Origin of the sequence: Paenibacillus profundus (assembly GCF_021369635.1) — a bacterium.
Taxonomy (GTDB): Bacteria; Bacillota; Bacilli; order Paenibacillales; family Paenibacillaceae; genus Paenibacillus_B; species Paenibacillus_B profundus.
Map to the genome: position 1 here is coordinate 1 of NZ_JAJNBZ010000015.1, position 25363 is coordinate 25363.

The window sequence follows — 25363 nt, forward strand, 5'->3', positions numbered from 1 at the left end:
TCCACAAAAAGGAAAATAGATACACTTTAGCATGAATTGAATAGACACTCTCTAAACTCCAATGTAACCATATCGTAAATAGATATATTCGCTGTTCCATTGGATCAAATCCAATGGAACATGAGATAAAGCGGCGCACGGCTGAGCCTTCAGCCCCATAACTTCGAGCACATACACTCCTTCAACTACCAGTCATAAAAAAACTACCGCCACGAAAGCGGAAGTCGTCAAGCTATTCCCATCTTGCCAATTGGTCCTTGATATGTTCTTTGCTTACGAACCCTTTCTGAAGCAGAGGGTTGGGCACCATTTGATTGTATTTCCGAATATTGCGATTGATTTGTTCGAACTTATCTTCTCCGATCTCTTGCTTGTCTTGATCGATCTGCTGCACAAGTGCCCGGATTTGATTCCGGATCGTATGCTGTAGCTCCAGCCAAGCCGGCAAATAGTTCGCTTCTTTCAGCACCCCGCTCAACGCATCGCCGCTTGGCACATCGAGGGGCTTGCCTTTGCCAGAAAGCTCCTTCAGGCCGCCCTGCTTTTCATAGTTGGCAAAAGCCTCATCCATCCAGTCTCTGGAGTTCATCATCACTAGCCATCGCTCCTTTTTTTCCTTCCGTTGCAATCAAGAAATTTCACTTTTATATTATGTTATTACGTTCATGCTTCTTACGTCCTTATCGGGGTAGCTGGACCACTGGCACCTCATGTATAATTCGTTCCCGCATCAGATTAAGAATTACGGTTTCCCGCTCCGTCCGCTGATGGGGGGGCTTGTGTATATGATGATACAGATACGAGTACAGTTGACGGTACCATAAGAAGAATGGGATGTGCCGCCACTCTTCCGCTGGCAGGACGTGCACGCTTTCGTAGCCTTCCGCAAACGAATGCAGGAAGCGGGCTGCAAATTCGCTTCGCGCCTGCTGCTCCTGCGAATCGATTGTCAGAGCGGCGAAAAAGACAGCGATGGCCGCATCATAGACGAACCAGTGCTGCAAGCTGTCGCCGAAGTCCAGAACAGCCAAGCCATGATTGCATAGCATTAAGTTATCCAGATGCATATCATGATGGATGAGGCCGAAGCGTGCTTCGTCTCTCTGGAACCCGCGCAGCCGCTCCACCGCCTCCGACCATTTGGCCGCCACAACCGCATCCAGTTCAGTGTCCACTAGAGTATTAGACCCAGAAGGATCTCCAATGCGCACAATCGTCTCATCGGACCAGTCAGGCAGTTCCTCGTCCTGCAAAGACTGAAAATCCTTCCCGGCTGAGTGAATCCGGCCCATCGTCGCGCCCCAGCGATGGAAGAAGCTATCGTTCCAGACTGATTCGTCCTTGGGATCGATCGCTTTCCCCTCCAACTTTGTCGTAACGGAGACAAAGTACCTCTCATTCAACCGTGCTATCCATTCCCCATTCCTCGCAGCAATGGGGGAGGCAACCGGCACGCCTTGTTCATGCAAGTGCCTCATCCAATGCAACTCGGATAGAACACGGCGCGGATCGTCGCGGTCGAAGCGGAAGAGCTTGACGACAAGCGTCCCGTCCGCCGTCTCATAGACATGATTGTAATAACCTCCGAGCAGCTTCAATCCCCTTGCGCTAAAACGATAGTTTTGCTCCAACAAAGGAAACAATTGCTCGAGCATGTTACCCTCCTTCTTTCACCACTTATCACTAGTAGTGTGCTTCACTCCGTCTTCTTCCGCAGCAGAAACGAATGATACTCAAAGTCCTTTTCTATGACGATCCGCTCACCTTCGATCACTTCGAATTGTTCTAGCAGCAGATTCTGATATGCTTCAAACCGATGAAACGAAAAGAAACGCTTCTCTATAAAGTTGTCGCGTTCGTTGATGCCCTCGAATTCGTAACCGCCATACAGACCTAAGTAGAACAGTCCGTCAGGCGCAAGCACACGCTTGAGCTCGATGAGCACCGCATTCAGGTCGACCTTAGGCACATGGAGCAGGCAGTTTAACGAATATATACTATTAAAGCTGTTATCCGGAAAATCCAATTGATATAAGTCCATGACAAGGGCTCGAATACCGCGCTGGTTGCAATAAGAAACATGTTCCTCCGACAGGTCAATGGCCGTCACATCGAGGCCGTGCTCCATGAAGTACAAGCTATCCTGTCCAGTGCCTGCTCCAATCTCCAAAAGAGTGCGGGTATGATTCGCCTTCAACTGCTCGAGAAATCGGGACCGGCTCTGAATCTTCCATTCCTGCTTCGAGGAAGCATTGCGCTCATGGGCGTGTTCGTTATAGATCTTCTTCAGTTCTTGTTTAATGTGCATTGTCATGCTGCTGCAGCTCCTTCATGCAATTTATGTCGATTCAATCGTTATGTAATGTATACGTTGCTTACTCCATCGCGAGACGTGCCAGAACTTGTTCATCGGCAGGCGCACCGCATTCCCGCAACGCCAGCAGCACAGCGCCCGCTGGCGGCGAGAGCCGGGGCTCGATAATGCGATATCGCTTGGCACCATTTCTTTGTAGACGCTCCGTGAGCAAATGGCTGACGAACGGGTCGCGAATGACACTGCCCATGAAGGCCACCTGCACGTTGTCCGCTTCGAATCCAGCTCCGATAAGGCGAACCCCCACATCGAGAGCTTGCACGAGCTGCATACATACGCCAGCGGCCAATGGGCTGCCTTCGGCCGCCGCACGCGTCACCATAGGAGCCATCTGCCCGAACAGCCGCATCTGTTCATACTTGCTCTTCGCGAATCCCCCGGCTCCCAATTCGTTCAGTTGCCCGATGCTGCTTACTCCCCAGTATGAGAGCACCTCTTCCAAGAGACTCCCATCGCCTCGTTCCGCGCAGCCTGCGATAATGCGATGCACGCACTCATACGACAAATGACGCGCCGCCCCTGCATAGTGCTTATAATCTTGATTTCGCAGCAGCCGTCCGTATTCATTGATTCCGAATACGACCGATCCGGTTCCAGATATCGCGATAATACCCGGCTCTCCTACGAAAGCTCCCGCATGGGCGACAGTGGAATCGTTCACGTGCCGCTTCGGGCAAGAAATTCCCGGAACATCCGTGAAATCGGCAGCCCATGCCAAGTCTTGCTCCGATTCCAAGCCAGACAATCCCGCACATAAGCCGATAACCTCATCTGGCCCCGCTCCCGCTGCTTGCAGCACCTTCTCAATAACCTCTCTCACATTCTCTTGCGCGCGATCATCTTTGTTCGGGTTGCTGCAGCCAGTCTCCGCATAACCGATAATGCTGCCATCTACTCGCGCCGCCATTGCGCGTGTCTTCGTGCCGCCGCCTTCGATGCCAATGACGATGTTCTTCTCCATAATGCCTACGTCGATTATGATACCGCCTTCACTTCTCACCCTGCCGCCTCCATTGTCAATGATGTACTACATCAGTTGTACGCTTCCTATTACACCGATTAGTATGATGATTTACAACGTCCATCTTCTCTTTTCCATGAAGACCTTGAATGCGCTTTCTCCTTTTCCGTCAATCTATCTCGGGATTCTATTTACCTCAGTATAATTGACCAAATGGGCTGCTTCAACCACCCTTTGCTCCATTCTCCCCTTCCTTCAGAAAGACAGCATGCTAATAATAATTTTGATTCACCACCTTTATAGCGATTGCTGTATGTATGGTTAACGCGGTAAATACTTTTCCTCAATGCTGTCTTGCTGTCGGATGTTCTCCTTCCTGAATGTCTGGGAGAATGGACGTAAGAACCGTCGAGAACCGACAATATATCCTCGCTTAAAAGATACTAGGAGGTTCTGCTCTGAATGAAAGGGATAGTGAGGGAAAAGGTGGAACGGTGAGCCCTACTCCACCGGGTAAATTGAGGCCCCCTGGCTAGATACCGATGGCTCTTTTGCATTGGAAAGAATAGGGACTTTTTCCTGAAGTAATACATATTTCGAATTAATAGCGAGTGTATTATATATTTTTAATATTAAATAACACTTGTTATAATCAGATTTATATTGAAGGGAGGAATTAAGAATGAAATATCGGAAACTTGGCAAAAGCGGCTTGTCGGTAAGCGAGATGGCATTAGGAAACTGGATAACACACGGTGCGCAAGTGGATGACACCACAGCGCAAGCTTGTGTAAATGCTGCACTAGACTCCGGGATTACAACTTTCGATACAGCTGATGTTTATTCAGAGACGAGAGCGGAATCTATTTTAGGTGAGTCTTTAAAGGGGATACGTCGTGAAAGTATTGAGTTGTGCACGAAGGTCTTTCATCCAACGGGTACCGGACATAACGATAAAGGGCTATCCCGCAAACATATCATGGAAGCCTGCCATGCTTCGCTTCGAAGATTGCAAACGGATTATATCGATGTCTATTATGCACACCGATTTGATTCGACCGTATCGCTTGAAGAAACATTTTTGGCCTTTTCCGATTTGGTTCGGCAGGGAAAAGTTCTGTATGTAGGGGTAAGTGAGTGGACAGCAGAACAGATAAAGCTTGGAGCGGCTTTGGCAAGGGAACTGAGAGTTCCCTTCGTGGCAAGTCAACCCCAATATTCCATGCTATGGCGTGTTATTGAAGCCGAAGTTATTCCCGCTTGTGAGCGTGAAGGAATTGGGCAGGTTGTCTGGTCACCACTGGCGCAGGGCATTCTTTCCGGTAAATATGCACCAGACAAGCCAATACCGAAGGGCTCCCGCGCTTCTACAACAGCTGGTTCACCATTTTTCGAACGTTTGGCCGGGCAGTGGTTGCGTAAAGAAGTCCTTCAGGCAGTAGAGAGAATCCAGCCGATCGCACAGGAATGCGGTTTGACGTTGCCACAGCTTGCGATAGCATGGGTTCTGCAAAACCCGCAAGTGTCCTCAGCTATTATTGGCGCCTCGAAGCCCGAGCAGGTAAAGGAAAACGTAAAAGCTGCAGGTGTCTGTCTAGATACTGAGGTCATGAAGCAAATAAACAGCATTTTAAATGGCGTTGTTGAGTTTGATCCAAGCAAAACCGGTTAAGATTATAGGGTTTACACAAGTTTGCTTGTCTGACTATTAACTGTTTCTTTCACCACTTCTAGAAAATTAATCAGAACGGTTTCACTCATATCTGTTTTCCAGGCTGCATAGAGAGGGACTGACGGTGTATCTTCGTTAAAAGATCGGAATACGACATCACTGCGTTGGAAAACAGAAACCGAAGAGGGTACAATTGAAATGCCTATACCGGCAGCTACCAGATTAACAATGGTATACATTTGAACAGCTTCCTGCACGATGTGGGGCTGAAATCCATGCTGCCTGCAAAAGTCTATAATGAGGTCGTGAAAAGAAGCCCCCATATGATGCGGAAACAAGATAAAAGGTTCGTCCGCCAAAGAATGTAAAGACAGGGTTGGATGTATGGCTAACGGATGCATTTCGGGCAATACGGCAACGAGTGATTCGTTGGTGTAGAGTCGAGAGGTGATCTGTTTTGACGGATCTACCGAACGAAGGAAGCCAACATGAATTTTCCCATCGTGTAAAGCTTTCAGTTGTTCGGCAGATGTCATTTCAAATAGAGTAAGCTGCACATCGGGAAAACGCTCCCGAAATCCCTTTAAAACGTTGACCATCATTCCGCCAACTGCCGAATCTACAAATGCGATGGACAAATGTCCAATTTTTCCTTGACTTGCAAGTTGTGTCACCTTAATAGATCGTTCCAATTGAGAAACAATGTTTCTGGATTCTTCCAAAAATATCGTTCCTGCTGACGTAAGTCGAACCTGTCTCTTGGTTCGCTCCAAAAGCTTCACGCCGAGTTCTTCCTCAAGACTCTGGATTTGTTGGCTCAAGGGAGGTTGGGTTATATTCAGTTTTTTCGCAGCACGGTTGAAATGTAGTTCTTCCGCCACTGCGATAAAGTAACGTAGTTTTTTCAAGTCCATAGACACGATTTTCCTTCCTGTTTTGTAGTGGTCTCGTCGATTAATTCGACCATTTTTATAACCATATCCTTCTGTTGTTCGTCCCACGGTTATTCTATAATTGATAGCGACTTTGAAGACTCTCCAGCTTATCCACAATTAGATCGGCCATCTCCGAAGGCTCCTCCACGAAAGCATCTGTACCCAATCCAAACACAAAATCGGCATAGTATGCAATCTCCCGTTTTTCTATTTTACTATTAATAAAGCCTGATCCGTCATCACGTAAAGTAATTGCCTTGTCCAGCCAAGGATCAGCCTGACATTTCCTTACTCCTAATCGGGTTAATTCAACCCGCAGCGGTACGGTATGCTGGGGTGTGGGCGGCAGAAACCATTCCTCGAGCGTCATCGATTTGCCGATTTTCTCTTTCATTGCGGGCTCCAACTCCTCCCGCAGCTGAAGCGAACGGATATTGTCCGCTCGGAACAACCGGTAAGCCTGTTTATTGAAGCAATAGGCAGGACAGTACCAATACCCGTTATGTGAATATAAGCCAATCGGCAAAATATCTCTGTCCCCCTCTCCCTTCGCCGAATCATAGCGAATCGTGATTACCTTCCGTTCTACAGCTGCCTCCAATATAAGATATAAAAAAGGAACGTCCTGCTCTCTCATCGGAACCCAGAATAGGATGCGATGCTTCAGCTCATCAATCTTTCGCTTCGTGTTCGGAGGCAGAACGCTATAGAACTTGGTTAATGCCGAAGTCGCCTCCTTCCCGAACGGAACGGAGGTATAGTTCTGCAGCGATTCATAGGCAAAAAACATCGCAATTGCTTCGTTCTCGGTAAAAGTAAGCGGAGGCAGAAGCTTCTCCTTCAGCAGTCGGTACCCGCCCTTGGGTCCGAATTCCGTATATAACGGCACACCTAGTTCCTCTAAATCGACCAGGTCCCTTTGGATAGTACGCAGCGAAACACCGCATTCTTCAGCTAATTCACGCGCCGTGAAGTGCTGCTTTTTGTTGATTAACATCATTAATTCAATCAGTCGTTTCGATTTCTGCATCCATTGTCCCTCTTTTATTTCCCGGTACGTTAATCCGTCAGGTTTTGTAATCTATTGTACAACTATTTTATATCTACGACAAATATTGACGTATATAGATGCTACAGTATATACAGGCTTGAAAATTACTTTAGGAGGAACTAATATGCTTAAAAGACTGGAATGTGTGGCACTGTATACCCCAAACATGGAGGCATCCGTGGAATTCTATACAACGCTTGGATTGACGGAAAATTGGCGCATTGAACGAAACATCGGAGAAGGCAGAACATGGATCCTCGTCGGGTTGAAATTCCCTGATGAGAAGAGCTCTGAGCTCGTGTTGCAGAACAATCCGGAGCTCAATGTTACCGATATTGAATTATACGTGGAGGACGTGCGTGACGTATACCAATCCTTATCCGACAGATCCGATATCCAGTGGATACGTGAACCCTTTCCGACGGAATCCGGCCACGTCGCTGTCATGGAAGCGCCCGATCAAAACGTATTTGTGCTTGTCGGCAAATAGATAAATTCATGAGCAGAAAGGAGACATCATGGAAATACGATTGGCACGCCCAGCCGAAGCTTCCGCAATCGTTACGTTCTTCGATACTAATATCATTCGGGGACACGACGGGATTCCGAACGAAGAATTTTTCTGTCCGGACGGAGCGCGTGCTGCTGCGAAGCGGAATCAAATACTTATAGCTGTCGAGCATCATCGAATTGCCGGCGCGCTGCGCTTCTATCCAAAAAAAGAAAGTGAACGCATCTCTCTTTACCAATTCGCCGTAGCGGAGAATTACCGCGGACAACGCCTGCTGAACCGCATGCTGCAGACAGCCTTCCCGATTCCGGTAGATGTGACTTGTCCGCTTAACGCCAGCTTTAATGCTTATTATGACAAGACCGGCTGGACCTTAACAGGCCAGACGGCCAGATGCAATCGCTGGGTGCTGAACGCTTAAAGTGCGTGTTCAACCTGGTTGGCGCCACATGATGTCATCATCCACAGTGTGAGCTCGGCGGTTATTCTACAACGATACGACAACAAACTCCGAACAATCCGGCAACCGGAACGTTCGGAGCTTTAGTCGTTGCTGGTGACACAATATAGATTAATCTCCTTCCACGGTTCCCTGTCCATCGTGAAGCAACCGTGACATCATATATTCATCAATATATTGTTCTTTCACAAGGATGGAACACTTCTTGACTCCCTCAATCGTGAAACCAATTTTGCGGTACAGAGCAATCGCCCGTTCATTGTGGGCCATTACCGTCAGTTCCAAACGAACGATATCCTTCTCATTGGCCCAGTCCAACAGCTCATTGAACAATTGGGTGCCAATCCCTTGACCAGCATAGTCCTGCAGTATGCCGATAACGATATATAAGACATGCTTCGTCCGCTGAATATCTGAACCGAGACCGGCAATGTACCCAACCAGTGTGTCATGCTCTTCGGCAACATATATGATGGAGCGTCCAGACTGAAGCATTCCTTGTATGCGATCACGCTGCGCTTCAACCGTCGTATTCCGCTCTCCCGGCTCATACAGCATGAACGACGTTTCTTCATCTAGCGTTTTGTTTAATGTCAAAAAACGCTTCCGCATCAGTTGGTTGGATAGGTCCGATCCTCATCCCGCAACCTCCGTTACAAATCTTTCACAAACCCGTACCCAACTTCCCTGCTGAAGCCGAGGCGTTCATAGAACCGGTGTGCGCCCTCGCGCTTTACATTCGACATCAGCATCATGACATGGCAGTTCCGTTCACGAGCGAACTCTTCCAATCGACTCATCAGCTTCATCCCGATGCCTTGGCCATGAGCCGCCGCCGTGACAATTACATTTTCAACCACCATAAAAGGCTGACAATCCCCTGTCAAATCTTCGCAAATAATGCCCATCACCGAACCGAGCAACTTGCCGTTCTCGCCCGCCGCACCCAAGAACAAATAATCCGGATCATCGCTCAATCGAGTCAGTCGGGTCGTCATCTTCTCTACGTTAATGGGGCGGTCATCCAGCTCTGCGTAAAGTACTGCCAATTGTGTTACATCTTCTACTTTCAGCTTGCGTATTAACATGTTGTCTCTTGTTCCCCCTTATCTAACAAACCTCTCATCGGTTCCATATGATGCCGATCATGCCACAGGAAATCCTGCAAATATTGCGGTGTTGAAAATGGATTGCCGTCACCGTCCACATAGGATTGCAAATACTCCTCTTCAGACATCTCCGCAATCGCGTCAATGACGTTCTGCCTACACTGCAGCGTCTCTCGCACCAACTGGTCGAGCGGAATCGTATGGGCGTATGCAGCGGCTTCACGGTTAAACTCGTCGAAGTTCAAATGCTGTACTGTCAATGGCTGTCCCTGCACGATTTTCGCAATCGCATGCTGATAGAAATATTCATCCCAACGCATAATGTGGGATACGATTTCACGTATGGACATTTTTCCTTCCTCGCGTATCTCCCATACTTCTTCATTCCTATTGTTCAAATCGTTCACAAATGCTATCCACTCACCAAATTGCTGCAATATACCGCTTCTTTCTTGAACCTGTTCCACCTGACTTCTCCTCCTCTAAATCCCATTCAATTAAATCAGCTTATTCAACACGGAGTTCCTCGCTAATACGTCACCCAAGCCGGGACAGCGTCGAACGAATAATGATTCAGCATGACCAGCGCCCATTTGTCGGTCGTATTGACTTCGGCATATAGATGCTAGAGTCCAATCTGCAGAGCATACCGGGCTTGGTGCATCGTCAAAGGCTTGCTTCCGTTCATAGGCATCGTGATTGTACGCTTCATACGTGCAAAGTCAGTCATGTCTATCCACTCTCTCGAAAAATTGGATATGCCGCTTGGAAGAACGGTAATATTGCAGGCGTTCCTCCAGTGTTCCCGTATGAAACTCGAAGCAATGATGGTCGGGATCCAAAAAATAGATGGAACGTTTGTCTTCTTGCGCCCGTTCCCTTCCCTCAAGCACAGTCACCCCATAATCGAGCAGCCTCTGCTTCATGGCGTCATAGTCCCTCTCATCTATGCTGAACGCGATGTGCGTATACGTCACGTCTCGATTGGAGCGATCAACATCCTCCTGATTGAGCGCGATCCACAGTCCCTGGCAATCGAAGTATGCCAACTTTCTTCCGAGAGCAAGGAGCTTCCCTTCCAGGATATCACGGTAAAAGGCGATGGAGGAGTCCAGATTGGAGACGGAGAAGCACAAGTGATTCAGGCCTTTTATATACGCCACGACAAATCCTCCTCTCTATATATGGAACCTCGAGCCCTGTTTCTCCTAAACGATATAGGCGGTATTCTCGTCGAAATACAGCTCATATCCGAGCGCAGACAGCTTGACGAATACGGTAACGTTAATATCAAACATGCTGATTCCTTTTGTATACTGTGTCGAGCTGCTCAGAACGATCTCTTCTTTCCCGGGAAATCGAAACGTATGCGTAAAACCGCTATGGGAGACGTATTGGGCGAATACAATGGTCCGCACATACCATTCGTCGTCCAGCTGCACCAGCGAATGGCGGGAATCTCCTTCCAGCGGGAAATGATGAGAGCGGATGTGATAGATCGGCCAGCGCGCGATTTTATCCTTCACCAGATCGCGATCTAGCGGAATGCCTAGCTGTATGTAATAGATTCCTTTGAGGTAAGTAATGATTTTGGCAATGCCGATTAATGTAAATCCAGCAAATACGACGAAAATGAGAAGTTGCGGCTCCCCCAAGTTAAGAAACATTGACACGCCATACACTCCGCCGATGAACAAGATGAACATGCCGAATATAAGCACAATGCCAGTCGTCATATCATACCTCCTTCGCGGAACCGCCGGATGGTCGTATAATGTTGGACCTGAGTTACCAGGTCATACTTCCCTCCGGCATTTTTTTCGATGATGAATTGTTGCTACTTAGAAAGATAGCCTTTCTCTACGGCGCTGCGCACGATCGTTTCCGCCAGCTTGCCGAGTTCTGCAGACCCTTCCCGGATGCCACGGATGCGAGCCAGCACCTTATCGCTCGTAATGCCGTTCTCCTGCCATGACTTCCCTTCAGTCACATAATTGTGAAGTAGCGGCTGAAGCCGATCCAGGGCGGATGCGAACTGAGCTTCCGGCGTCTGCCGCTGCTCGTATTCCACCCAGAGTTGATTCATCTCGTGCTGCTGGTCTTCCGGAAGCAGACCGAAGATACGTTTGGCCGCTTGCGATTCTCGTTCGAACTTGTCCTCGTTCCCTTTCGCGTCGTAGGCGAAAGTATCTCCTGCATCGATCTCGACGATATCGTGAATGATGAGCATTTTAAGCACGCGAAGCAGATTCAAATTCCGTTCATTCGCATACTCTTGAAGCAGGATGGCCATGACCGTCAAATGCCAAGTGTGTTCGGCATCATTTTCGTACCGGCTGCGATCAAGCAGATAGGACTTGCGAAAAATAGATTTCAGCTTATCTATCTCCTTAATGAATTCGATTTGCTTCAATAGTCTTTCGTTCATGTGTGTCATGTTCGCTTAATCTCCTTCGCATCCCCTTAATCCCTCAAGAGCGATGCAAAATTTCTTCATCCATCAGCCTTGCAACGAAACAATTTCGGCAACCGCTGCCACTTTTTACTATTGTCTCACAAAGAGACCGGCTTTCCTAGTTCCTAGTTGTCATGTGCAAATCTTCAACGAGATAACGGAAGCAGGGCAAGCCGACGCATCAAACATGGATTCATTGTCATGCGCGCAAGCCTTGCTTGACGATCTGCAGCCACTCTTCTTTATAGTCGGGATGACACGCAATTAAATAAGGTTCCTCGCACATGCCTTGAAATGGTCTGCCTTGGAAATCCATCACGTGTCCGCCCGCTTCTTGAACCATAAGCACGCCCGAATACAAATCCTCACCTTCCGAGTTGTAGAGCACGATTGCCTCGGCATCGCCCTTCGCGAGCATGCACCAGACTAGAGTTGGAGCCCACACCCTCAGCATTCGCTTGCACTTCAAGTCCAAATGCTGCCGCAATTGAACGGCCTGTTCATCATGCTGAACAAGATGCCCCTGAATCCAGCCCAATGTCGCCCGCTGCAGTTGCAGCTGCGGCTTCTTCTTCATCTGCATCTGGACTCCGTTGCAAAAAAATCCTTCATCCTTGAAAGATATGTAGAGGCGGTCAGTCATAGGCTCATAGATAACACCTAGCACAGGCTCTTCCTTAAATAGCAAAGTAATAGATACCGCAAAAACCGGCAGACCGATTACATAATTATTTGTGCCGTCGAGCGGGTCCACTAGCCACAGCCAGTCGCTCTCCTTCCCCAGCTGTCCGGCTTCCTCACTTCGGATAAGGTGTTCGGGAAACGTGTGTCCGATAGCCTCCACAATGACCTGCTCTGCAAGATGGTCGACTTCGGTCACTACATCTCCGAAGACCCCCTTGTCTTCACATTGGTGATAGGTAGCGAAACGATGTTTTGTTATATCGCCTGCGGCTTTCACGGCCGAAACTGCCACATCTCTGGCAGCGTGCAGAATCGTTCTGTCCATGATGCACCCCGTCTTTGCTCGTAGTATGAAATTTGCGTTTTTTAGAAAATTGACCTCTAAATCCGTGAGACATGCCCTATACTTTCAGGAATATTTTAACTATAATACATGGGAACCAACGTGTATAGACCAAGGAGGAACTGAATATGAAGCAATGGTTGAAAACATGGCTCGGCTCCGGCATGGCTGTCGTCATGGTCATATCGGCATTCACTCCCGCCGCTGGCGCGCACCCGGGAAGAACGGACAGCAACGGCGGACATTACTGCCGCACCAATTGTGAGAAATGGGGGCTCGAATACGGGGAATACCATTACCATAATGGCGGGTCAAGCAGTTCAAAGGGGAGCAGTTCGTCAAAAGCTTCGAACAAAGCAAAATCGTCAGGGTCAAAAGCAAAGTCAAAACCGAGCAAAAGCAAATCATCGAATAAAGCCAAGTCCAACGCCAATTCAAAGGCTGTACCTAAAAAGCCCGTTCCACAACAACTGAATATTTCGGTATTGCTCAACAAGGAATCAGTTCAGCTTCCATCGAAGCCGGTTCGCCATGAGGGCCAAGTACTGCTTCCGCTCATAGATACGTTGAGCGCATTCGATATTCCTTACACGATTAGCGATAAAAGCGTGCACATTCAGCTGGACGACCGAACCGTCATTATTCCTATCCAACATAACGAATTAAACATACAAGTGGATGGACAAGCAGTGAAGCTATCCACCCCGATGATCATTTACGGAGGAAAATTGATGGTGCCGCTGCAGCTCTTCCGTGATGCGCTGCCCTGCACGTTAGAGTGGAACGAGACAATGAAGCAGTTGAGCGTAACGTTGTAAGCCCCGTAGGATCGTGACGACAGGACACTTCAGCCACTGGATAGTATAATTCACCGTAATGGCGCAGCGACCTTATCCATCCGGAGTTTGTCATGCGGCGCCATACGATGTACCTTTATCATAAGAAGGAACGTCTGCCCGAAATACAGAAAATCTTTACAGAGTACAAGGATTTTGAGGTAAAAAAGGCGAAGCGCCCCGCATGGAGAATCCCATAGCGGGGCGTGGGCGCCGTTCGTATGCAGCAGAAATGCGGCTCGGCTAATACAATCGCTTCGTATAGCTTTCCTGCAGGCTGCGGGCAATGTCGTCCGCATTGCCCCGGGCGTGAGCGGCCAGCATCTGCGCTGCGGACGGCAGCTCTTCCTCCGCGGGCCAGGAAGCCGGGTTCCACAGGGTGGAGCGCTTGAACGCCTTGGCGCAGTGGATGAAGCATTCTTCCACTGTGATGCCGATGCCGAGAACGGGGCTATTCCCGTTCGCCTTCATCGGCTCAAGCAGCGCGCGGTCCTTGACGATGCAAGCCCTCCCGTTCACACGCAGCGTCTCCTCTAACCCGGGAATGATGAAGATGACTCCCGCATGACCGTTCGCCAGTATGTTGCGCAACGAATCGATGCGGCGGTTACCCGGACGTTCCGGAATGATGAAGCGGCGCGTGTCCAGCACGTGCACGAAGCCGGGAGCATCTCCCCGCGGCGACACGTCGCAATGTCCCGTCTCGTCGGATGTCGCAAGGAACAACAGCGGCGATTGCGATAGGAATCGGATGCAATTGTCGTCAAGCCTTGCGATGACCTTGCGCTTGACCAATTCGCTTGGATTTCCAATCAGCGTGCGGATTTCGGACTCCGATGTGATCATTTCCCCAAACTTTGAATCATGTTCCATAAGATGAATCCCCTCCGATTAGATGTCTCTTGTCCTTATACCATACTATTCCTGCACACCAATGTTAAGGAGTTCGGCTCCAACCATCGTGCGAATTCGCTTTCTCCTCTACGGCAAGTACGCCAAATAGCCCTTTTGCCCACTATCCCAATTATTCAGAAGATTAGAAGATGAGTAAGAATAACGAATATCGCACCTTTTGCTCCGGTTCAATCGTTCCTGACTGAATGCATTATTAGCCCGTCCCGTTCCCCCACTCTCTTACGATTACTGCTTCCGTTCTCCTCGCAAGCATTCGAGCTCACAATTGTCTAATTCATTGGATTTGCTCCAATAAAACAGTAGTGTATATCTCTTTACGGCCGATTCTATTGGATTTCATCCAATAGTTTGACACTCCATCCGCCCTAATGGCTGAAAACAGCCCAATCCATTGGACAATTTACAGTCTACATGCCGATTTGCAGCCGAGTCCGTACATTTGACTGCATATTTTCCAATGGCGCTTACCACGATCTTCCTTCTACACCACTCCAATGCTGTTTCTTAATCATTCAATGGACATCTGAATCACTCAGCCGGGCTTTATTATCGTTTATTGTTGATTTTTGAACAAAAGAAAAATCGCCATGATAAGAGCTTATTGTACTATCGTTTTCCGCTAGTTGAGGGCAAGCACCCATCGTATATTATTTCTGGCACTTATTTTTTATACGTATGGATCGATTCAAGTGAAGGAAATTGTATCTTGTAGCAGGCATTAGCACTAAACCGGCAATGGTTTTACTGCCCCAATAATCTATAAGCCATTTTGCCTTTTCCTTAACTGCGCCTTGTTGTTCGATTAATTTTCTAAGGCGGACAGATTCAACCTTTTGTTTAAGAAGCTGAGATGCTGGTTGGATACCGAAAGATAAAGCAGCAATTTTTGCGAAAAGAGCTTTAATTAACGGGGATGTGTGTCCGCGATGGACCTGTCGCAACTTAAAAATCGGCTGAAATCGCGATTTTAGATGCACTTTTGCAGTTGCCGCATCAGAGTTGGCTGCGTAGCCACAGAAAAGGACCCTGCCGCAAGCTGCTTTACGAGCTTGCAACACGGCCTTTTATATCAACCTAGCAACTGTCACCCTGCTGCTCCTAAAAAGGCTCTTCCCGGAACTGCAGCTGCGGCGGAGCCTCTCGATTGGCATCCAGCTTGGCATATCCTCCGATCGGAAACGTGAATATCGGCGTCGTGTGGCCGAAATCGACGTCGGCAATGACCGGCATCCCTTGCAGCTCCTGCTTGGTGGCGATGATCTTTGTCAACAATGCCAACGTCATACGGGACGACTTCTGGAAACGGCCGATGACCAATCCGCGCACCTCATCGGCGCCAGGTTGGTGAAGAAGCGACTGCAAATCTCTGTCGAACGTTTCTGGACTAGTTAACTCGTCATCCTCTAGAAACAAAACGGCCCCGCGCAGATCCGGCATATACTCCGTGCCTTGCAGTAAATTCAATGTGCACAAATTGCCGCCGATTATCGTTCCTTCACAAGTGCCTGCGTGAATAATCGACCAGCCTTCGTTCGGAATGAATTCCCGCCGTTCCTGATCGAGATACCACGCGTCGTCGCTCCATTGTGCCGACGGCGTGACCGTCATAATCTCGTTCGTCGTCACCATTTTGCGGAAATGTTCCGCCGTATATTCGATGCCGTGCTCCATGCCAAAGGTGGAAAAATGAGCTCCGGAATAAGTAACAAGCCCTGCCTTGGCATACATCGCGTTGCTTAACGCGGTGATGTCCGAATATCCGCAGAACAATTTCGGATTGCGCCCAATCAGTTCATAATCCAAATAACGGAGCAACTGATTGCTGTTATAGCCGCCAATTACCGTCAAGATGGCTTTCACGTTCGGGTCGCGGAATGCTTCATGCACATCCTCCACTCTGGATACAATCGACGAAGAACAAAAATCATCCGTCTCTTCCACATGCGTGGAATACGTCACTGTAAACCCCATCTGTTCCAAGCGGCTCTTCGCCAACTCTCGCTGTGGCACAGAGATGAGCGACAAGCTTCTAGAAGGAGCGATAACCCGGATTTCGTCTCCCCGTTTCAATTTGGGTATACTCATTGTTCAATCCATCTCCTTTCCAGCCATTGTATCATCGCGATGGAGCGAACGATAAAATCCTTCGATATCAGCCAGATCCGGTAATCCCGACACTTGTCCGTCACCCAGTTCCACGATGGTCCAACTTCCTGCTTCCAGCTTCGCGATATCCATCGTGAAAAAGCGGCTCTCCACCCGTCGTGCAATTTCCATGAAGAACTCCATATCCGGCCGGTCCTCGTCATACTCCGCCTCATCCCAATAATGAAGCACTAGAACAGGCTGATGATCCAGGAAAAACACCCGGTATTCTTTCGACAGCGGCATATCACTTTTCGGGTGATGGTTCAGAAATTCGAGCCGCACAAATTTTCGGAACACGATGCCTTCATTCAGGTCATCACCCTGTCTGGTCACGAAATTGCTGATGACTTGCCGAGCATGATCCTTGTCAGCCGCATTGGGAATATAACAGGCGTCCTCCCATTCATGCTTGCGCGACTTGACATAATCCTTGACAATGACGGGCTGATCGCCGAACACCTGCAGCCCTTCAAGCACACTGTCGAATTGATCACGTACCTGTTCCTCTGGAAACCAGATGCTTGCTGGTGTATGCTCCTTAATAATGTCATAGGAACAAGGAAAGTGATGGCAATGCCTGTATTGCTCCGGCGTGTTAATTAATGTGATGCCTTTCTGCTTTAGCGCATCGTACAGCATCGCGTAATAACGAGGCTTGATCATCCATCCCCGGTAAATGGCGACTTCTGTATCGGAAGCCCCATTCACTTTGCGTATAGCCTGTTCAGGTTCATCGGCAAGCAACAGCTCCAATGACATGAGCCCGACAGAAAAGCCAAGCTTGCGCGCCGCCTCGTATTCCGTTTCATAGTCTGCATCCACTCGATTGCTATCCAGCGGATCGCTGCAATAAATAATTCTCATGTCCCATCCCTCTACAATGCTTTCGATGATGTGAGTAGCTATTTATCCCGATTTCACCGATTTCAATCCTACACACGATACCAATACTGATAAATCTCTTCATAACCGATCTTGTCATATAGTTTGATAGCCGGCGCATTACCCAGCACGACGAGCAAATAGCTATATTCGGCGCCGTGCCGCTTGCCTCAGACTCAGTGCAGCAGGTTGAGCACGACATGTTCTCCAAATCCCCGGTTGCGGACTTCAAGATCCGTCACAATCTCATAGCATCACGCTCTTTCGAGAAATTCCAACCGATTTCCGAACGGATCCAGCAAGTAGAAGCGATGGTATCCCTCCAGAGGCTCATCTTCTACAATGCCGATAGTGTTCGCAAGCACATGCTCGCGCAGCGCCCTCAACCCCTTCACTTCAAAAGCGGGATGCGCTTTCTTCGCAGGCACGAATGGCTCCTGCACACCGATATGGACCTGCTGGCTGCCGCAAACGAACCAGACGCCGCCCCGTTTTTTCAAATTACTAGGCTTCTCGATCTCCGTCATGCACAGCACATGCCCATAGAAATGCCGTGCTGTGTCTTCGCAATTTGCAGGCGCCGCCAATTGGACATGGTGGATGCCTGAATAGGAAAAAGACATACTCCCCCTCCTTCGTGTACATGCACATCGGTATTTATCGTTTACGCGGAATGATATAGGCGCGTTCCGACCGTTCGAATCCCAGCTTCGGATAGAACTGCGTCGCCTCGGGCGCAGACAGCAGAATTAGAGCCGTCTCGTGAACTATTGAATTTCTTAATTCGAGTTTGATACGGCTTCGTTACTTCCCCCAGAATATTGGAGAGGTTGGAGAGACGCTATTCTATCCATTCGGCCTTTCCAATCACTATCCCCCTTGGTCAGTCGTAAACGCTTCCCGCATCGCCCAAGCACTCAGTGGTATGGTCCAACGTCCGCTTGCTGCCGTAATATCCACTCGGCTGCATCCATTACATCTTCAGCAACATAATCGGGCTCCACTCCAGCCCATCTCTCCCGATACGGACCCAAGGAGCCGCTCCCCCAGCCCGTCTTGACGATTACCTTCATCGCACCGACCGCATCGGCAGCCAGCATGTCGGTATCCCCCACATCGCCGATAACGACGCAACGGGTCAAATCCACCCTATAGTCGGCGGCCGCTTGCAGCAGCATACCCGGGAGCGGTTTGCGGCACTCGCATTCATCATTTGCCTCGTAGGGGCAAATATAAGCTCGGTGGAACCCGTAGGAAGCGAGCTGCTGCTCGAATTGCTCCACGCTGGCCTGTCCTTGCGCTATTCGGTGTTGATTCGTAAACGCAAACACGAGCAGCCCCGCTTCCCGCAGCAGCCGGAGCGCTGCGGCTGAATTCGGGTATAGCTGAAAGTCATTCAGGTGAACGAAATGACCCGTTCCGCCAATCGTACCGTCTCTGTCAAGGAATACCGCTTGAATCGGCTTCATTAGGCTCAGATCCTCCATGTTAATCTTTATTCAATTCCTTCACTAAATAAAGCACCAAATCATCATCCACCCGCACCATCTCCCCCGGCTCGACCCGAACGTTATCATAATGGACGCCATTGCCGTCCAGCACATATCCGCGCTTGCAGTACATGATCTGCGCTTTCCCGTAATCCTGGAATAATCCTACACCGACGCCGATGCGTCCCGTGCGAGAGGCAGCGACAGATTCGAATTCATCGAACAGCTTGCTTGCTATGCCCCTTCTCTGATAGGCCGGGAACACATTCAAGTCGTTGATTTCGGGAATCTCCCGCTCCTGAAACGGCGGGTAATCGGACTGAATCTTCAAGTGCGCGCACCCAGCCAACTGTCCGTCCACATAACCGATGAAAGAGTAACGGGTTTCGTTCTGATTTTCGCGGAAGCACTTCTCGAAATATCCTTCCGGCCGGCTTATGCCTCTGCCCGCAAACGCATCTTGAAGCTGTTGAATCTGCGCTTCCTCGTGAAAAGGAACAATCGTAATGACGCTGTCCATACTGTTCATACCTTCACTCCCTATAAATTGAAGCTTTACAGGCTTCCAGTAGCCTTAAATTGATGTGCCAGATCATCGTAAGCAGCTTTAAGCCATGGATGAACAACCTTTAACTGCTCTCGCTGCTGCCATAGATGATGAATATATGCGAAGGCCGCATCATCCAATGATACATCAAGCTGGTTGAGCATTGCCTCCCGATACGGTGGAGCTCCAGGTTGATCCCACGCCAGCTTATCCGCAACGAACAAGATTTTATCCATCAAGGAGGCGCCCGACTTCAACGTCGTATGACATTCGATGGCACTTAATACGTTCACGTCACGAATGCCGAATAGCTCCTCCGCTATAACCCGTGACAGCTTCTGATGAATAATCATTGGGAACGTCTCTTCCTCTGGCAGCACTTCAAGACCTAAGCTGCGCGACACAGCGATGCGTTCGTGGTTGGGAATGACCGCACTAATATCGTGCAAATAACCTGACAGCAGGGCGGCCTGTGGGTCCGCGCCATATAAGTGCGCAATCCGCTGTGCTTCCTGCGCTACGTCGAAGCAATGGTCAGCTGTCTGCAGGCAGCCATGCAGCTCTAGAAAAAGACGCATATCGCGCTCCGTATCCCCTGTAAATTCCATGTCCTTTGCCAATGCTTCCAATATGACATGCATCTCCGTCAACCTCCGATGATTGTTCAACAAGTCCTTTTTGAACATGCACTTTGAGTGGTCAAAAACGTGCTACGTATCCGACGACCTCCCCGCTGCCCGGATGAATAACGACCGTAATCGGCCTGAGCCGTTCATCATGATTGGTGTGAAAGGTCACCGTAATCCACTGTTCGACCTTGTCTCTTATCTTTTCGAAAATATGCGCCTGTGCTTCGCCTACCGGAAAAATCATAAGATGTTCATTCTTGCGGAACGAGACGTCCGCCTCTTTCCAATGATTGATAACGCCGACTTGCTCAGCTTCGTTCAAACTGTGCCACGCCACGGAGCGATACGTATCCTTCATGGATTCGGAGAGCTGCAGCGGTGCGGATTGGTCGGATGTTTTGTAGATGATTGTGCCAGTTAGCATAAACAACATAAGCAGCACAACCCCTAGTTGAACCGTTTTCATAGGATCCCTCGGTTAACGCTGGTTCATCGTTACTATGATGACAACAGCTTATTGTTGGCTCCCGGTCCATTCTCTTCTTAGCAGCGAATAGCAATCGTGGTCATAGAATTGGCCCAGGTATAAATGCTTGTCGCGGATAACGCCTTCCCTTACAAAATAAAATTTTTGCAGCAATAGTGCCGAGCGCTCATTGTCCGGATATACGATAGCCTGAATCCGATTCAGACCCATCCGTTCGAAGCCAAAGGCAAGCATGGTCGCCAGCACCTCGCTCATATAACCACGCCCCCAATATTCAGGGCTCAAGTCATAGCCGATTTCTGCTGCTAGATTCCTTCTGTCCCAACCATGAAAGCCGCACGTGCCCATACGCTCACCTGTATCCTTATTCAGAATCATCCAGCGATTATGCCCCTTGCTATCTGGATCAGCGTAACACTCAATCAATTCGTGCGCATGATCGATATGCGTGTACCGTTCCTCATCCAACAGGAACTGGCATACTTCCTCGCTTCCGAAATGGCGCAAAATAAACGCCGCATCCTCTGCATTCACCTGTCTCAGGGCACATCGATCCGTTTCTAAGTCGGCAAATATGTTTGTTCTCTCATTCATGATGCATGGTCTCCTTGTATTCTGATCACGTGTTCTACACAACCACGTCTTCCATATCTTTCAATTCTCTTTGAAACACTATAATTCCTAGCTAACATTCGATAAAATGTTTTTTTCAACCCTTTTTGCGGTATGTAGACATGAAGTCATTTTTTCGTATCACGTATTTTTCCACCTTCAATCCACTATATTTAATTTGATGTACACCTCTGCCCGCCTTCATGTCACAAGTGAACGAACTGCCGCCGGCGGCAGCTTAAGGAGAGTGAACCATGATTGAATTCAACCATGTATCCAAGACGTATCCCGACGGCACCAAGGCCGTAGACGACTTGAATTTGCATATTGAGCAAGGAGAATTTTTCGTGCTAATCGGCCCAAGCGGATGCGGCAAGACGACCACGATGAAAATGATTAATGGGCTTATCGATACGACGGATGGCGATATTCTCATCCATGACAAGAATATCCGCGATTACAACTTGTACGAATTGCGCTGGAATATTGGCTACGTGCTGCAGCAGATCGCTCTGTTCCCTCATATGACGATTGAAGAAAATATTGCCGTCGTGCCCGATCTGCGAAAATGGAGTAAGGACGATATTCGCAAACGCGTTGACGAGCTGTTGGATATGGTCGGCCTCGATCCCGACACCTACCGCTGCCGTAAGCCGCATGAGTTATCAGGCGGACAGCAGCAGCGGGTGGGGGTCGTTCGCGCGCTCGCAGCCGATCCGGACATTATACTCATGGATGAACCGTTCAGCGCGCTCGACCCGATTAGCCGCGAGCAGCTGCAGCGGGATATCGCCGATCTGCAGAAGCGCATTCGGAAGACGATTGTCTTCGTGACGCACGATATGCAGGAGGCGCTCGCGCTGGGAGACCGCATCTGCCTCATGCGGGATGGCGAGGTGGTACAATGCGGCACGCCACAGGAGGTGCTGCAGCATCCCGCCGACGACTTCGTCAGAGACTTCATAGGAGCCCGCGCTGCTGCGCCTGTCTCAGCGATGACAGACGATATATTGCCGTTGGAACAAGTATTGCAGAAAGTGGAAGCAGAATGCTTATCAAATGATGCGGCACCGCTCTCTTCCCAGGCTTCGTTATCCGAGATGCTGTCGCGGCTCGCGCAAGAAGATGACATTCCCATCGAACAAGACGGAGAGTTGGTCGGAACCGTCAATCGGCAAGCGGTCGTCCAATTTCTAGCTGAGCGGATGGAAGCGAGGGGAATCGGATGAGTCGATTATGGAGCACTTTTATCGAACGTCAGGAGCAGCTCTTGAACGCCCTGCTCGAGCATATTCAGATCTCATTTATCGCTTTGCTGTTTGCCATCCTCATCGCGATTCCGGTGGCCATCTATTTAACCAGGCATCCGAAATGGGCCGAACCGATTATCGGCACGTCCGCCGTGCTGCAGACGATTCCTTCACTCGCATTGCTTGGATTGCTCATTCCGCTCGTCGGCATCGGCAAGGTTCCGGCTATCATCGCGCTTGTGCTGTACGCGCTGCTTCCAATACTGCGCAACACGTACACGAGCATTAAAGAAATCGATCCGGCGCTAATCGAAGCCGCCCGCGCCATGGGCATGAACCATCGCAAGCGTCTGTTGCGCGTAGAGCTTCCGCTCGCTCTGCCCGTCATGATGGCGGGAATACGAACCGCCATGGTGTTAATCGTCGGTACAGCAACCTTGGCCGCGTTAATCGGAGCAGGCGGGCTAGGAAAGCTGATTCTGCTCGGCATCGATCGCAACGACAACATGCTTATCATGCTGGGCGCGATTCCAACCGCGCTCTTAGTGCTGCTGTTCGACGTCATGCTGCGGCTCGCAGAACGGCTGTCACAGAAAGGATCGTTGAGATTCGTCGGAATTGCCTTGCTGGCCGCTATCCTCTTCATCGGGATTCCCTTTGCATGGGGGTCTGGCCAGAAAGACTTGGTCATCGCCGGCAAACTCGGCTCAGAGCCGGAAATTCTGATTCAAATGTATAAGCAATTAATCGAACAGGACACTGACTTGAAGGTAGAAGTGAAGCCTGGCTTCGGCAAGACATCGTTCGTGTTCAATGCGCTGGAAGCCGGTGAAATCGACATTTATCCAGAGTTTACCGGTACAGCGATTACGACGTTCATGAAACAGGAAGCCGTCAGCACGGATCGCAGCAACGTGTACGAACAGGCGAAGCAGGGCATGGCAGATCAATTCGGCATGGTCCTGCTGCAGCCGATGGAGTTCAACAATACGTATGCATTGGCAGTGCCAAGTGCTACCGCTGAACAATATCAATTGAATACCATTACTGATTTGAAGCAGATGGCCTCGAACTTAAAGGCAGGATTTACGCTCGAATTCTCCGATCGGGAAGATGGATATAAAGGGATTCAACAGCTGTACGGCATACAGTTCCCGAATTTGGTCACGATGGAGCCGAAGCTGCGGTACAGCGCCGTCGAGACGGGAGACATCACGCTCATCGATGCTTATTCAACCGATAGCGAGCTGAAGCAATATGAGCTTAAGGTGCTCGAAGACGATAAATCATTATTCCCTCCATACCAAGGCGCTCCCCTCATGCGTAAGGAGACGCTCACGAAATATCCCGAGCTGGAGAAGACGTTGAATAAGCTCTCCGGTAAAATAACGGATGAAGAAATGCGGAAAATGAATTATGACGTGAATGTGGGAGGCATTCCTGCCGAAGAGGCAGCGCGAGACTTCCTGCAGCAAGCGGGGATATTGAAATAATCCATTTTGAAGGCAGAGCTGACCAGCTCTGCCTTGTTTTTTTATTACGTTGATAGCTTTCGTTAAAGAGTTAATTGATACACGATTTCTCGCGCTTCTTCCCGCACAATGCCGGTATCATGAAATCCGCGTTTCCGGTAAAAGCGCTGCGCGACCTTATTGTCCTCGTGAACGGTCAACTGAATGACGCTGCACTCGGGAAATTGGGATCGCAGTTCATTCATGCATGCCGCAAACATTTTCGTTCCATATCCCTGTCTTTGGTACGCCTTGTCTATAAAAAAACCGCAAATCCAATAATTATCGCGGCTGCCCGGAGTATACGAATAATAGAAAAATCCGACCATAACGCCGTTTATATATACTGCGTATGGATCGATCTGTTCGTCATCCGGGCGAATGTAGGCGGATGCCAACGATTCCGCGACGGTCGGCACCCATTCCCGTTGGGAAGGATGAACTTCCAAGTCGAGCGCCGTCTCCCAATTCCCCTTATGTACCGGTTCAATGGTTAGCTGCAACACTAGCTCTTGTTGCTTCATGTTGTTGACTCCTTTTCGAATACCTGTTGTAAAAATTGATGCACCTTGTCCCGATATCGTTCCTTATTCGTCGGGTAGGCATTGGCATGGATCGCATCGTCGATGATTAATAGCTCGCTTAATCCAATTCGCTTCTGGTTATGAATATCGACGCTCATCTGCGTCGGCACGAACGTATCCTTATTCCCGTGTATAAGGAGCAGCGGAATATCCTTATCCTTCACCTCATCAATCGGCTTCACCTGTCTCATCGAGAACTTCGCTGTCTTCTTCAGGCTTCGGTCCAGCAAGCCCATAAACGGGAACAACGGAACATGGTTCAGCTGCTTCAATTGATATTTCATCAGCTCTTCCATGTCGGAATAAGGGCAGTCCGCAATAATGAACTTCACGTATTGGCTGATACCGGCATACATGAGCACCGTCCCGCCGCCCATCGATTGCCCATGCAAACCAATTAATGCGTCTTTGCCTGCGCGCCGCCTTACAAATTCCACCCAAGCGTCTAAATCGTCACGTTCATGGAAGCCATAGCTCGCATACGTCCCTTCGCTGCGGCCATGGCCTCTCTGATCGATGAGCAGAACATTGAATCCTTCATCTGCGAACAGGCTGATGAACTGTGCCGAGATGATATGATTCGCGGTATAGCCGTGTACGAGAATAATGACCTTATTACCTTCCGGATATCGCTCGATATAGTAGCCTCTTAACGTGTGTCCGTCCTTGGACATAATGCTGACATCTTCCTTCGGAATGCCTTCGAATTCTGCTCTTGTCAACAGCCCGAAGCCTTCCACCGTCGTATAAGCGCTGTCCAGCGAGCTTCTCTCCCACAGCGTAACCTGCCGAAATGCATGGCGGCTTACGGCCGTGATTCCTATCAGCAGCAGGACAATAACTCCTGCCGCAATTATGAATAGCCACATGTTAGATCACCCTTTATGTCACGTCAATCTCATGGTATGCAATACGGC

At 49.3% G+C, this 25363-nt stretch carries 32 protein-coding genes; 6 read left to right on the forward strand and 26 right to left on the reverse strand.

The genetic code is table 11. The features are described from left to right. Nucleotides 1–232: 232 nt before the first annotated feature. The 4 genes from LQV63_RS17320 to LQV63_RS17335 all read right to left on the reverse strand — a co-directional run bounded on the left by LQV63_RS17320 (nt 233) and on the right by LQV63_RS17335 (nt 3374). Nucleotides 233–592, reverse strand: a complete 360-nt coding sequence (locus LQV63_RS17320; protein WP_233697664.1) for a DnaJ family domain-containing protein — start codon at nt 590–592, stop codon at nt 233–235. Between the two features lie 88 nt (nt 593–680). Next, nucleotides 681–1655, reverse strand: coding sequence for a phosphotransferase enzyme family protein (locus LQV63_RS17325; RefSeq protein ID WP_233697665.1), 975 nt, complete (start codon nt 1653–1655; stop codon nt 681–683). A gap of 41 nt (nt 1656–1696) precedes the next feature. Further along, nucleotides 1697–2314: a class I SAM-dependent methyltransferase gene (locus tag LQV63_RS17330; RefSeq protein WP_233697666.1), complete on the reverse strand. Its 618-nt coding sequence runs from the start codon at nt 2312–2314 to the stop codon at nt 1697–1699. 61 nt (nt 2315–2375) lie between these two features. Then, nucleotides 2376–3374 carry a BadF/BadG/BcrA/BcrD ATPase family protein gene (locus LQV63_RS17335; protein WP_233697667.1) on the reverse strand — a complete coding sequence of 333 codons (999 nt, stop codon included), beginning with the start codon at nt 3372–3374 and terminating at the stop codon, nt 2376–2378. Nucleotides 3375–4017: 643 nt separating this feature from the next. On the opposite strand from LQV63_RS17335, the gene LQV63_RS17340 reads away from it, so the two are divergent. Continuing rightward, the gene (locus tag LQV63_RS17340) at nt 4018–5007 is read left to right on the forward strand and encodes an aldo/keto reductase family protein (RefSeq protein WP_019424178.1); all 990 of its coding nucleotides are present in this window, start codon (nt 4018–4020) and stop codon (nt 5005–5007) included. Between the two features lie 11 nt (nt 5008–5018). Here LQV63_RS17340 and LQV63_RS17345 read toward each other — a convergent pair whose 3' ends face one another. Both LQV63_RS17345 and LQV63_RS17350 read right to left on the reverse strand, forming a co-directional pair. Continuing rightward, nucleotides 5019–5921 carry a LysR family transcriptional regulator gene (locus LQV63_RS17345; RefSeq protein WP_233697762.1) on the reverse strand — a complete coding sequence of 301 codons (903 nt, stop codon included), beginning with the start codon at nt 5919–5921 and terminating at the stop codon, nt 5019–5021. A 94-nt stretch (nt 5922–6015) separates the two neighbouring features. Next, entirely contained in the window at nt 6016–6972 is a 957-nt protein-coding gene (locus LQV63_RS17350) for a helix-turn-helix transcriptional regulator (RefSeq protein ID WP_233697668.1), read from the reverse strand. A 145-nt stretch (nt 6973–7117) separates the two neighbouring features. Between LQV63_RS17350 and LQV63_RS17355 the strand changes: the two genes are divergently transcribed. Both LQV63_RS17355 and LQV63_RS17360 read left to right on the forward strand, forming a co-directional pair. After that, nucleotides 7118–7483 carry a VOC family protein gene (locus LQV63_RS17355; RefSeq protein ID WP_233697669.1) on the forward strand — a complete coding sequence of 122 codons (366 nt, stop codon included), beginning with the start codon at nt 7118–7120 and terminating at the stop codon, nt 7481–7483. A gap of 28 nt (nt 7484–7511) precedes the next feature. Beyond that, nucleotides 7512–7925: a GNAT family N-acetyltransferase gene (locus LQV63_RS17360; RefSeq protein ID WP_233697670.1), complete on the forward strand. Its 414-nt coding sequence runs from the start codon at nt 7512–7514 to the stop codon at nt 7923–7925. 150 nt (nt 7926–8075) lie between these two features. On the opposite strand, the gene LQV63_RS17365 is transcribed toward LQV63_RS17360, so the two are convergent. From LQV63_RS17365 to LQV63_RS17395, 7 genes are all read right to left on the reverse strand, one after another. Beyond that, a complete protein-coding gene (locus LQV63_RS17365) occupies nt 8076–8576 on the reverse strand; it encodes a GNAT family N-acetyltransferase (RefSeq protein ID WP_233697671.1) in 501 nt (166 codons plus the stop codon). A gap of 41 nt (nt 8577–8617) precedes the next feature. Then, nucleotides 8618–9052, reverse strand: coding sequence for a GNAT family N-acetyltransferase (locus LQV63_RS17370; protein ID WP_233697672.1), 435 nt, complete (start codon nt 9050–9052; stop codon nt 8618–8620). Then, entirely contained in the window at nt 9046–9540 is a 495-nt protein-coding gene (locus tag LQV63_RS17375; protein ID WP_233697673.1) for a DinB family protein, read from the reverse strand. Before LQV63_RS17375 ends, LQV63_RS17370 begins: the two co-directional genes overlap by 7 nt. 255 nt (nt 9541–9795) lie before the next feature. Next, entirely contained in the window at nt 9796–10227 is a 432-nt protein-coding gene (fosB, locus tag LQV63_RS17380; protein WP_407672939.1) for a metallothiol transferase FosB, read from the reverse strand. Between the two features lie 54 nt (nt 10228–10281). Then, nucleotides 10282–10809 (reverse strand): hypothetical protein, encoded by a 528-nt coding sequence (locus tag LQV63_RS17385; RefSeq protein WP_233697675.1) that lies wholly within the window; start codon nt 10807–10809, stop codon nt 10282–10284. Nucleotides 10810–10910: 101 nt separating this feature from the next. Further along, nucleotides 10911–11510, reverse strand: coding sequence for an HD domain-containing protein (locus LQV63_RS17390; RefSeq protein ID WP_019424189.1), 600 nt, complete (start codon nt 11508–11510; stop codon nt 10911–10913). Between the two features lie 217 nt (nt 11511–11727). Then, nucleotides 11728–12537 carry an inositol monophosphatase family protein gene (locus LQV63_RS17395; RefSeq protein WP_233697676.1) on the reverse strand — a complete coding sequence of 270 codons (810 nt, stop codon included), beginning with the start codon at nt 12535–12537 and terminating at the stop codon, nt 11728–11730. A 146-nt stretch (nt 12538–12683) separates the two neighbouring features. Here LQV63_RS17395 and LQV63_RS17400 point away from each other — a divergent pair, with 146 nt between their 5' ends. Next, nucleotides 12684–13373: a stalk domain-containing protein gene (locus LQV63_RS17400; protein ID WP_407672938.1), complete on the forward strand. Its 690-nt coding sequence runs from the start codon at nt 12684–12686 to the stop codon at nt 13371–13373. 261 nt (nt 13374–13634) lie between these two features. On the opposite strand, the gene LQV63_RS17405 is transcribed toward LQV63_RS17400, so the two are convergent. The 11 genes from LQV63_RS17405 to LQV63_RS17455 form a co-directional block, all read right to left on the reverse strand. Continuing rightward, the gene (locus LQV63_RS17405; protein ID WP_233697677.1) at nt 13635–14264 is read right to left on the reverse strand and encodes a pyridoxamine 5'-phosphate oxidase family protein; all 630 of its coding nucleotides are present in this window, start codon (nt 14262–14264) and stop codon (nt 13635–13637) included. A gap of 689 nt (nt 14265–14953) precedes the next feature. Further along, on the reverse strand, nt 14954–15364 hold the full coding sequence (locus LQV63_RS17410; protein ID WP_233697678.1) for a hypothetical protein: 411 nt from the start codon (nt 15362–15364) through the stop codon (nt 14954–14956). Between the two features lie 40 nt (nt 15365–15404). Continuing rightward, complete coding sequence (locus tag LQV63_RS17415; RefSeq protein WP_233697679.1) at nt 15405–16391, reverse strand: S66 family peptidase; 987 nt, start codon at nt 16389–16391, stop codon at nt 15405–15407. Nucleotides 16392–16394: 3 nt separating this feature from the next. Continuing rightward, on the reverse strand, nt 16395–17318 hold the full coding sequence (locus LQV63_RS17420) for an ATP-grasp domain-containing protein (RefSeq protein WP_233697680.1): 924 nt from the start codon (nt 17316–17318) through the stop codon (nt 16395–16397). 68 nt (nt 17319–17386) lie between these two features. After that, nucleotides 17387–17476 (reverse strand): GNAT family N-acetyltransferase, encoded by a 90-nt coding sequence (locus tag LQV63_RS17425; RefSeq protein ID WP_267934093.1) that lies wholly within the window; start codon nt 17474–17476, stop codon nt 17387–17389. 114 nt (nt 17477–17590) lie between these two features. Next, nucleotides 17591–17959, reverse strand: coding sequence for a VOC family protein (locus LQV63_RS17430; protein WP_019424196.1), 369 nt, complete (start codon nt 17957–17959; stop codon nt 17591–17593). A gap of 294 nt (nt 17960–18253) precedes the next feature. Continuing rightward, nucleotides 18254–18805, reverse strand: a complete 552-nt coding sequence (locus tag LQV63_RS17435) for an HAD-IIIA family hydrolase (protein WP_233697681.1) — start codon at nt 18803–18805, stop codon at nt 18254–18256. 19 nt (nt 18806–18824) lie between these two features. Next, complete coding sequence (locus tag LQV63_RS17440; protein WP_233697682.1) at nt 18825–19355, reverse strand: GNAT family N-acetyltransferase; 531 nt, start codon at nt 19353–19355, stop codon at nt 18825–18827. A 26-nt stretch (nt 19356–19381) separates the two neighbouring features. Continuing rightward, nucleotides 19382–20014 (reverse strand): bis(5'-nucleosyl)-tetraphosphatase (symmetrical) YqeK, encoded by a 633-nt coding sequence (yqeK, locus tag LQV63_RS17445; protein WP_233697683.1) that lies wholly within the window; start codon nt 20012–20014, stop codon nt 19382–19384. Between the two features lie 58 nt (nt 20015–20072). Then, complete coding sequence (locus LQV63_RS17450; protein ID WP_157259751.1) at nt 20073–20468, reverse strand: hypothetical protein; 396 nt, start codon at nt 20466–20468, stop codon at nt 20073–20075. 48 nt (nt 20469–20516) lie between these two features. Next, complete coding sequence (locus LQV63_RS17455) at nt 20517–21083, reverse strand: GNAT family N-acetyltransferase (protein ID WP_019424201.1); 567 nt, start codon at nt 21081–21083, stop codon at nt 20517–20519. Nucleotides 21084–21355: 272 nt separating this feature from the next. On the opposite strand from LQV63_RS17455, the gene LQV63_RS17460 reads away from it, so the two are divergent. Both LQV63_RS17460 and LQV63_RS17465 read left to right on the forward strand, forming a co-directional pair. Continuing rightward, a complete protein-coding gene (locus LQV63_RS17460; RefSeq protein WP_233697684.1) occupies nt 21356–22330 on the forward strand; it encodes an ABC transporter ATP-binding protein in 975 nt (324 codons plus the stop codon). Further along, entirely contained in the window at nt 22327–23844 is a 1518-nt protein-coding gene (locus LQV63_RS17465) for an ABC transporter permease/substrate-binding protein (RefSeq protein WP_233697685.1), read from the forward strand. The genes LQV63_RS17460 and LQV63_RS17465 overlap by 4 nt, the downstream gene beginning before the upstream one ends. A 62-nt stretch (nt 23845–23906) precedes the next feature. Here LQV63_RS17465 and LQV63_RS17470 read toward each other — a convergent pair whose 3' ends face one another. Together LQV63_RS17470 and LQV63_RS17475 are read right to left on the reverse strand one after the other, a co-directional pair. Continuing rightward, nucleotides 23907–24386, reverse strand: a complete 480-nt coding sequence (locus tag LQV63_RS17470; RefSeq protein WP_019424204.1) for a GNAT family N-acetyltransferase — start codon at nt 24384–24386, stop codon at nt 23907–23909. Beyond that, the gene (locus LQV63_RS17475) at nt 24383–25315 is read right to left on the reverse strand and encodes an alpha/beta hydrolase (protein WP_233697686.1); all 933 of its coding nucleotides are present in this window, start codon (nt 25313–25315) and stop codon (nt 24383–24385) included. The genes LQV63_RS17470 and LQV63_RS17475 overlap by 4 nt, the downstream gene beginning before the upstream one ends. Between the last annotated feature and the right edge of the window lie 48 nt (nt 25316–25363).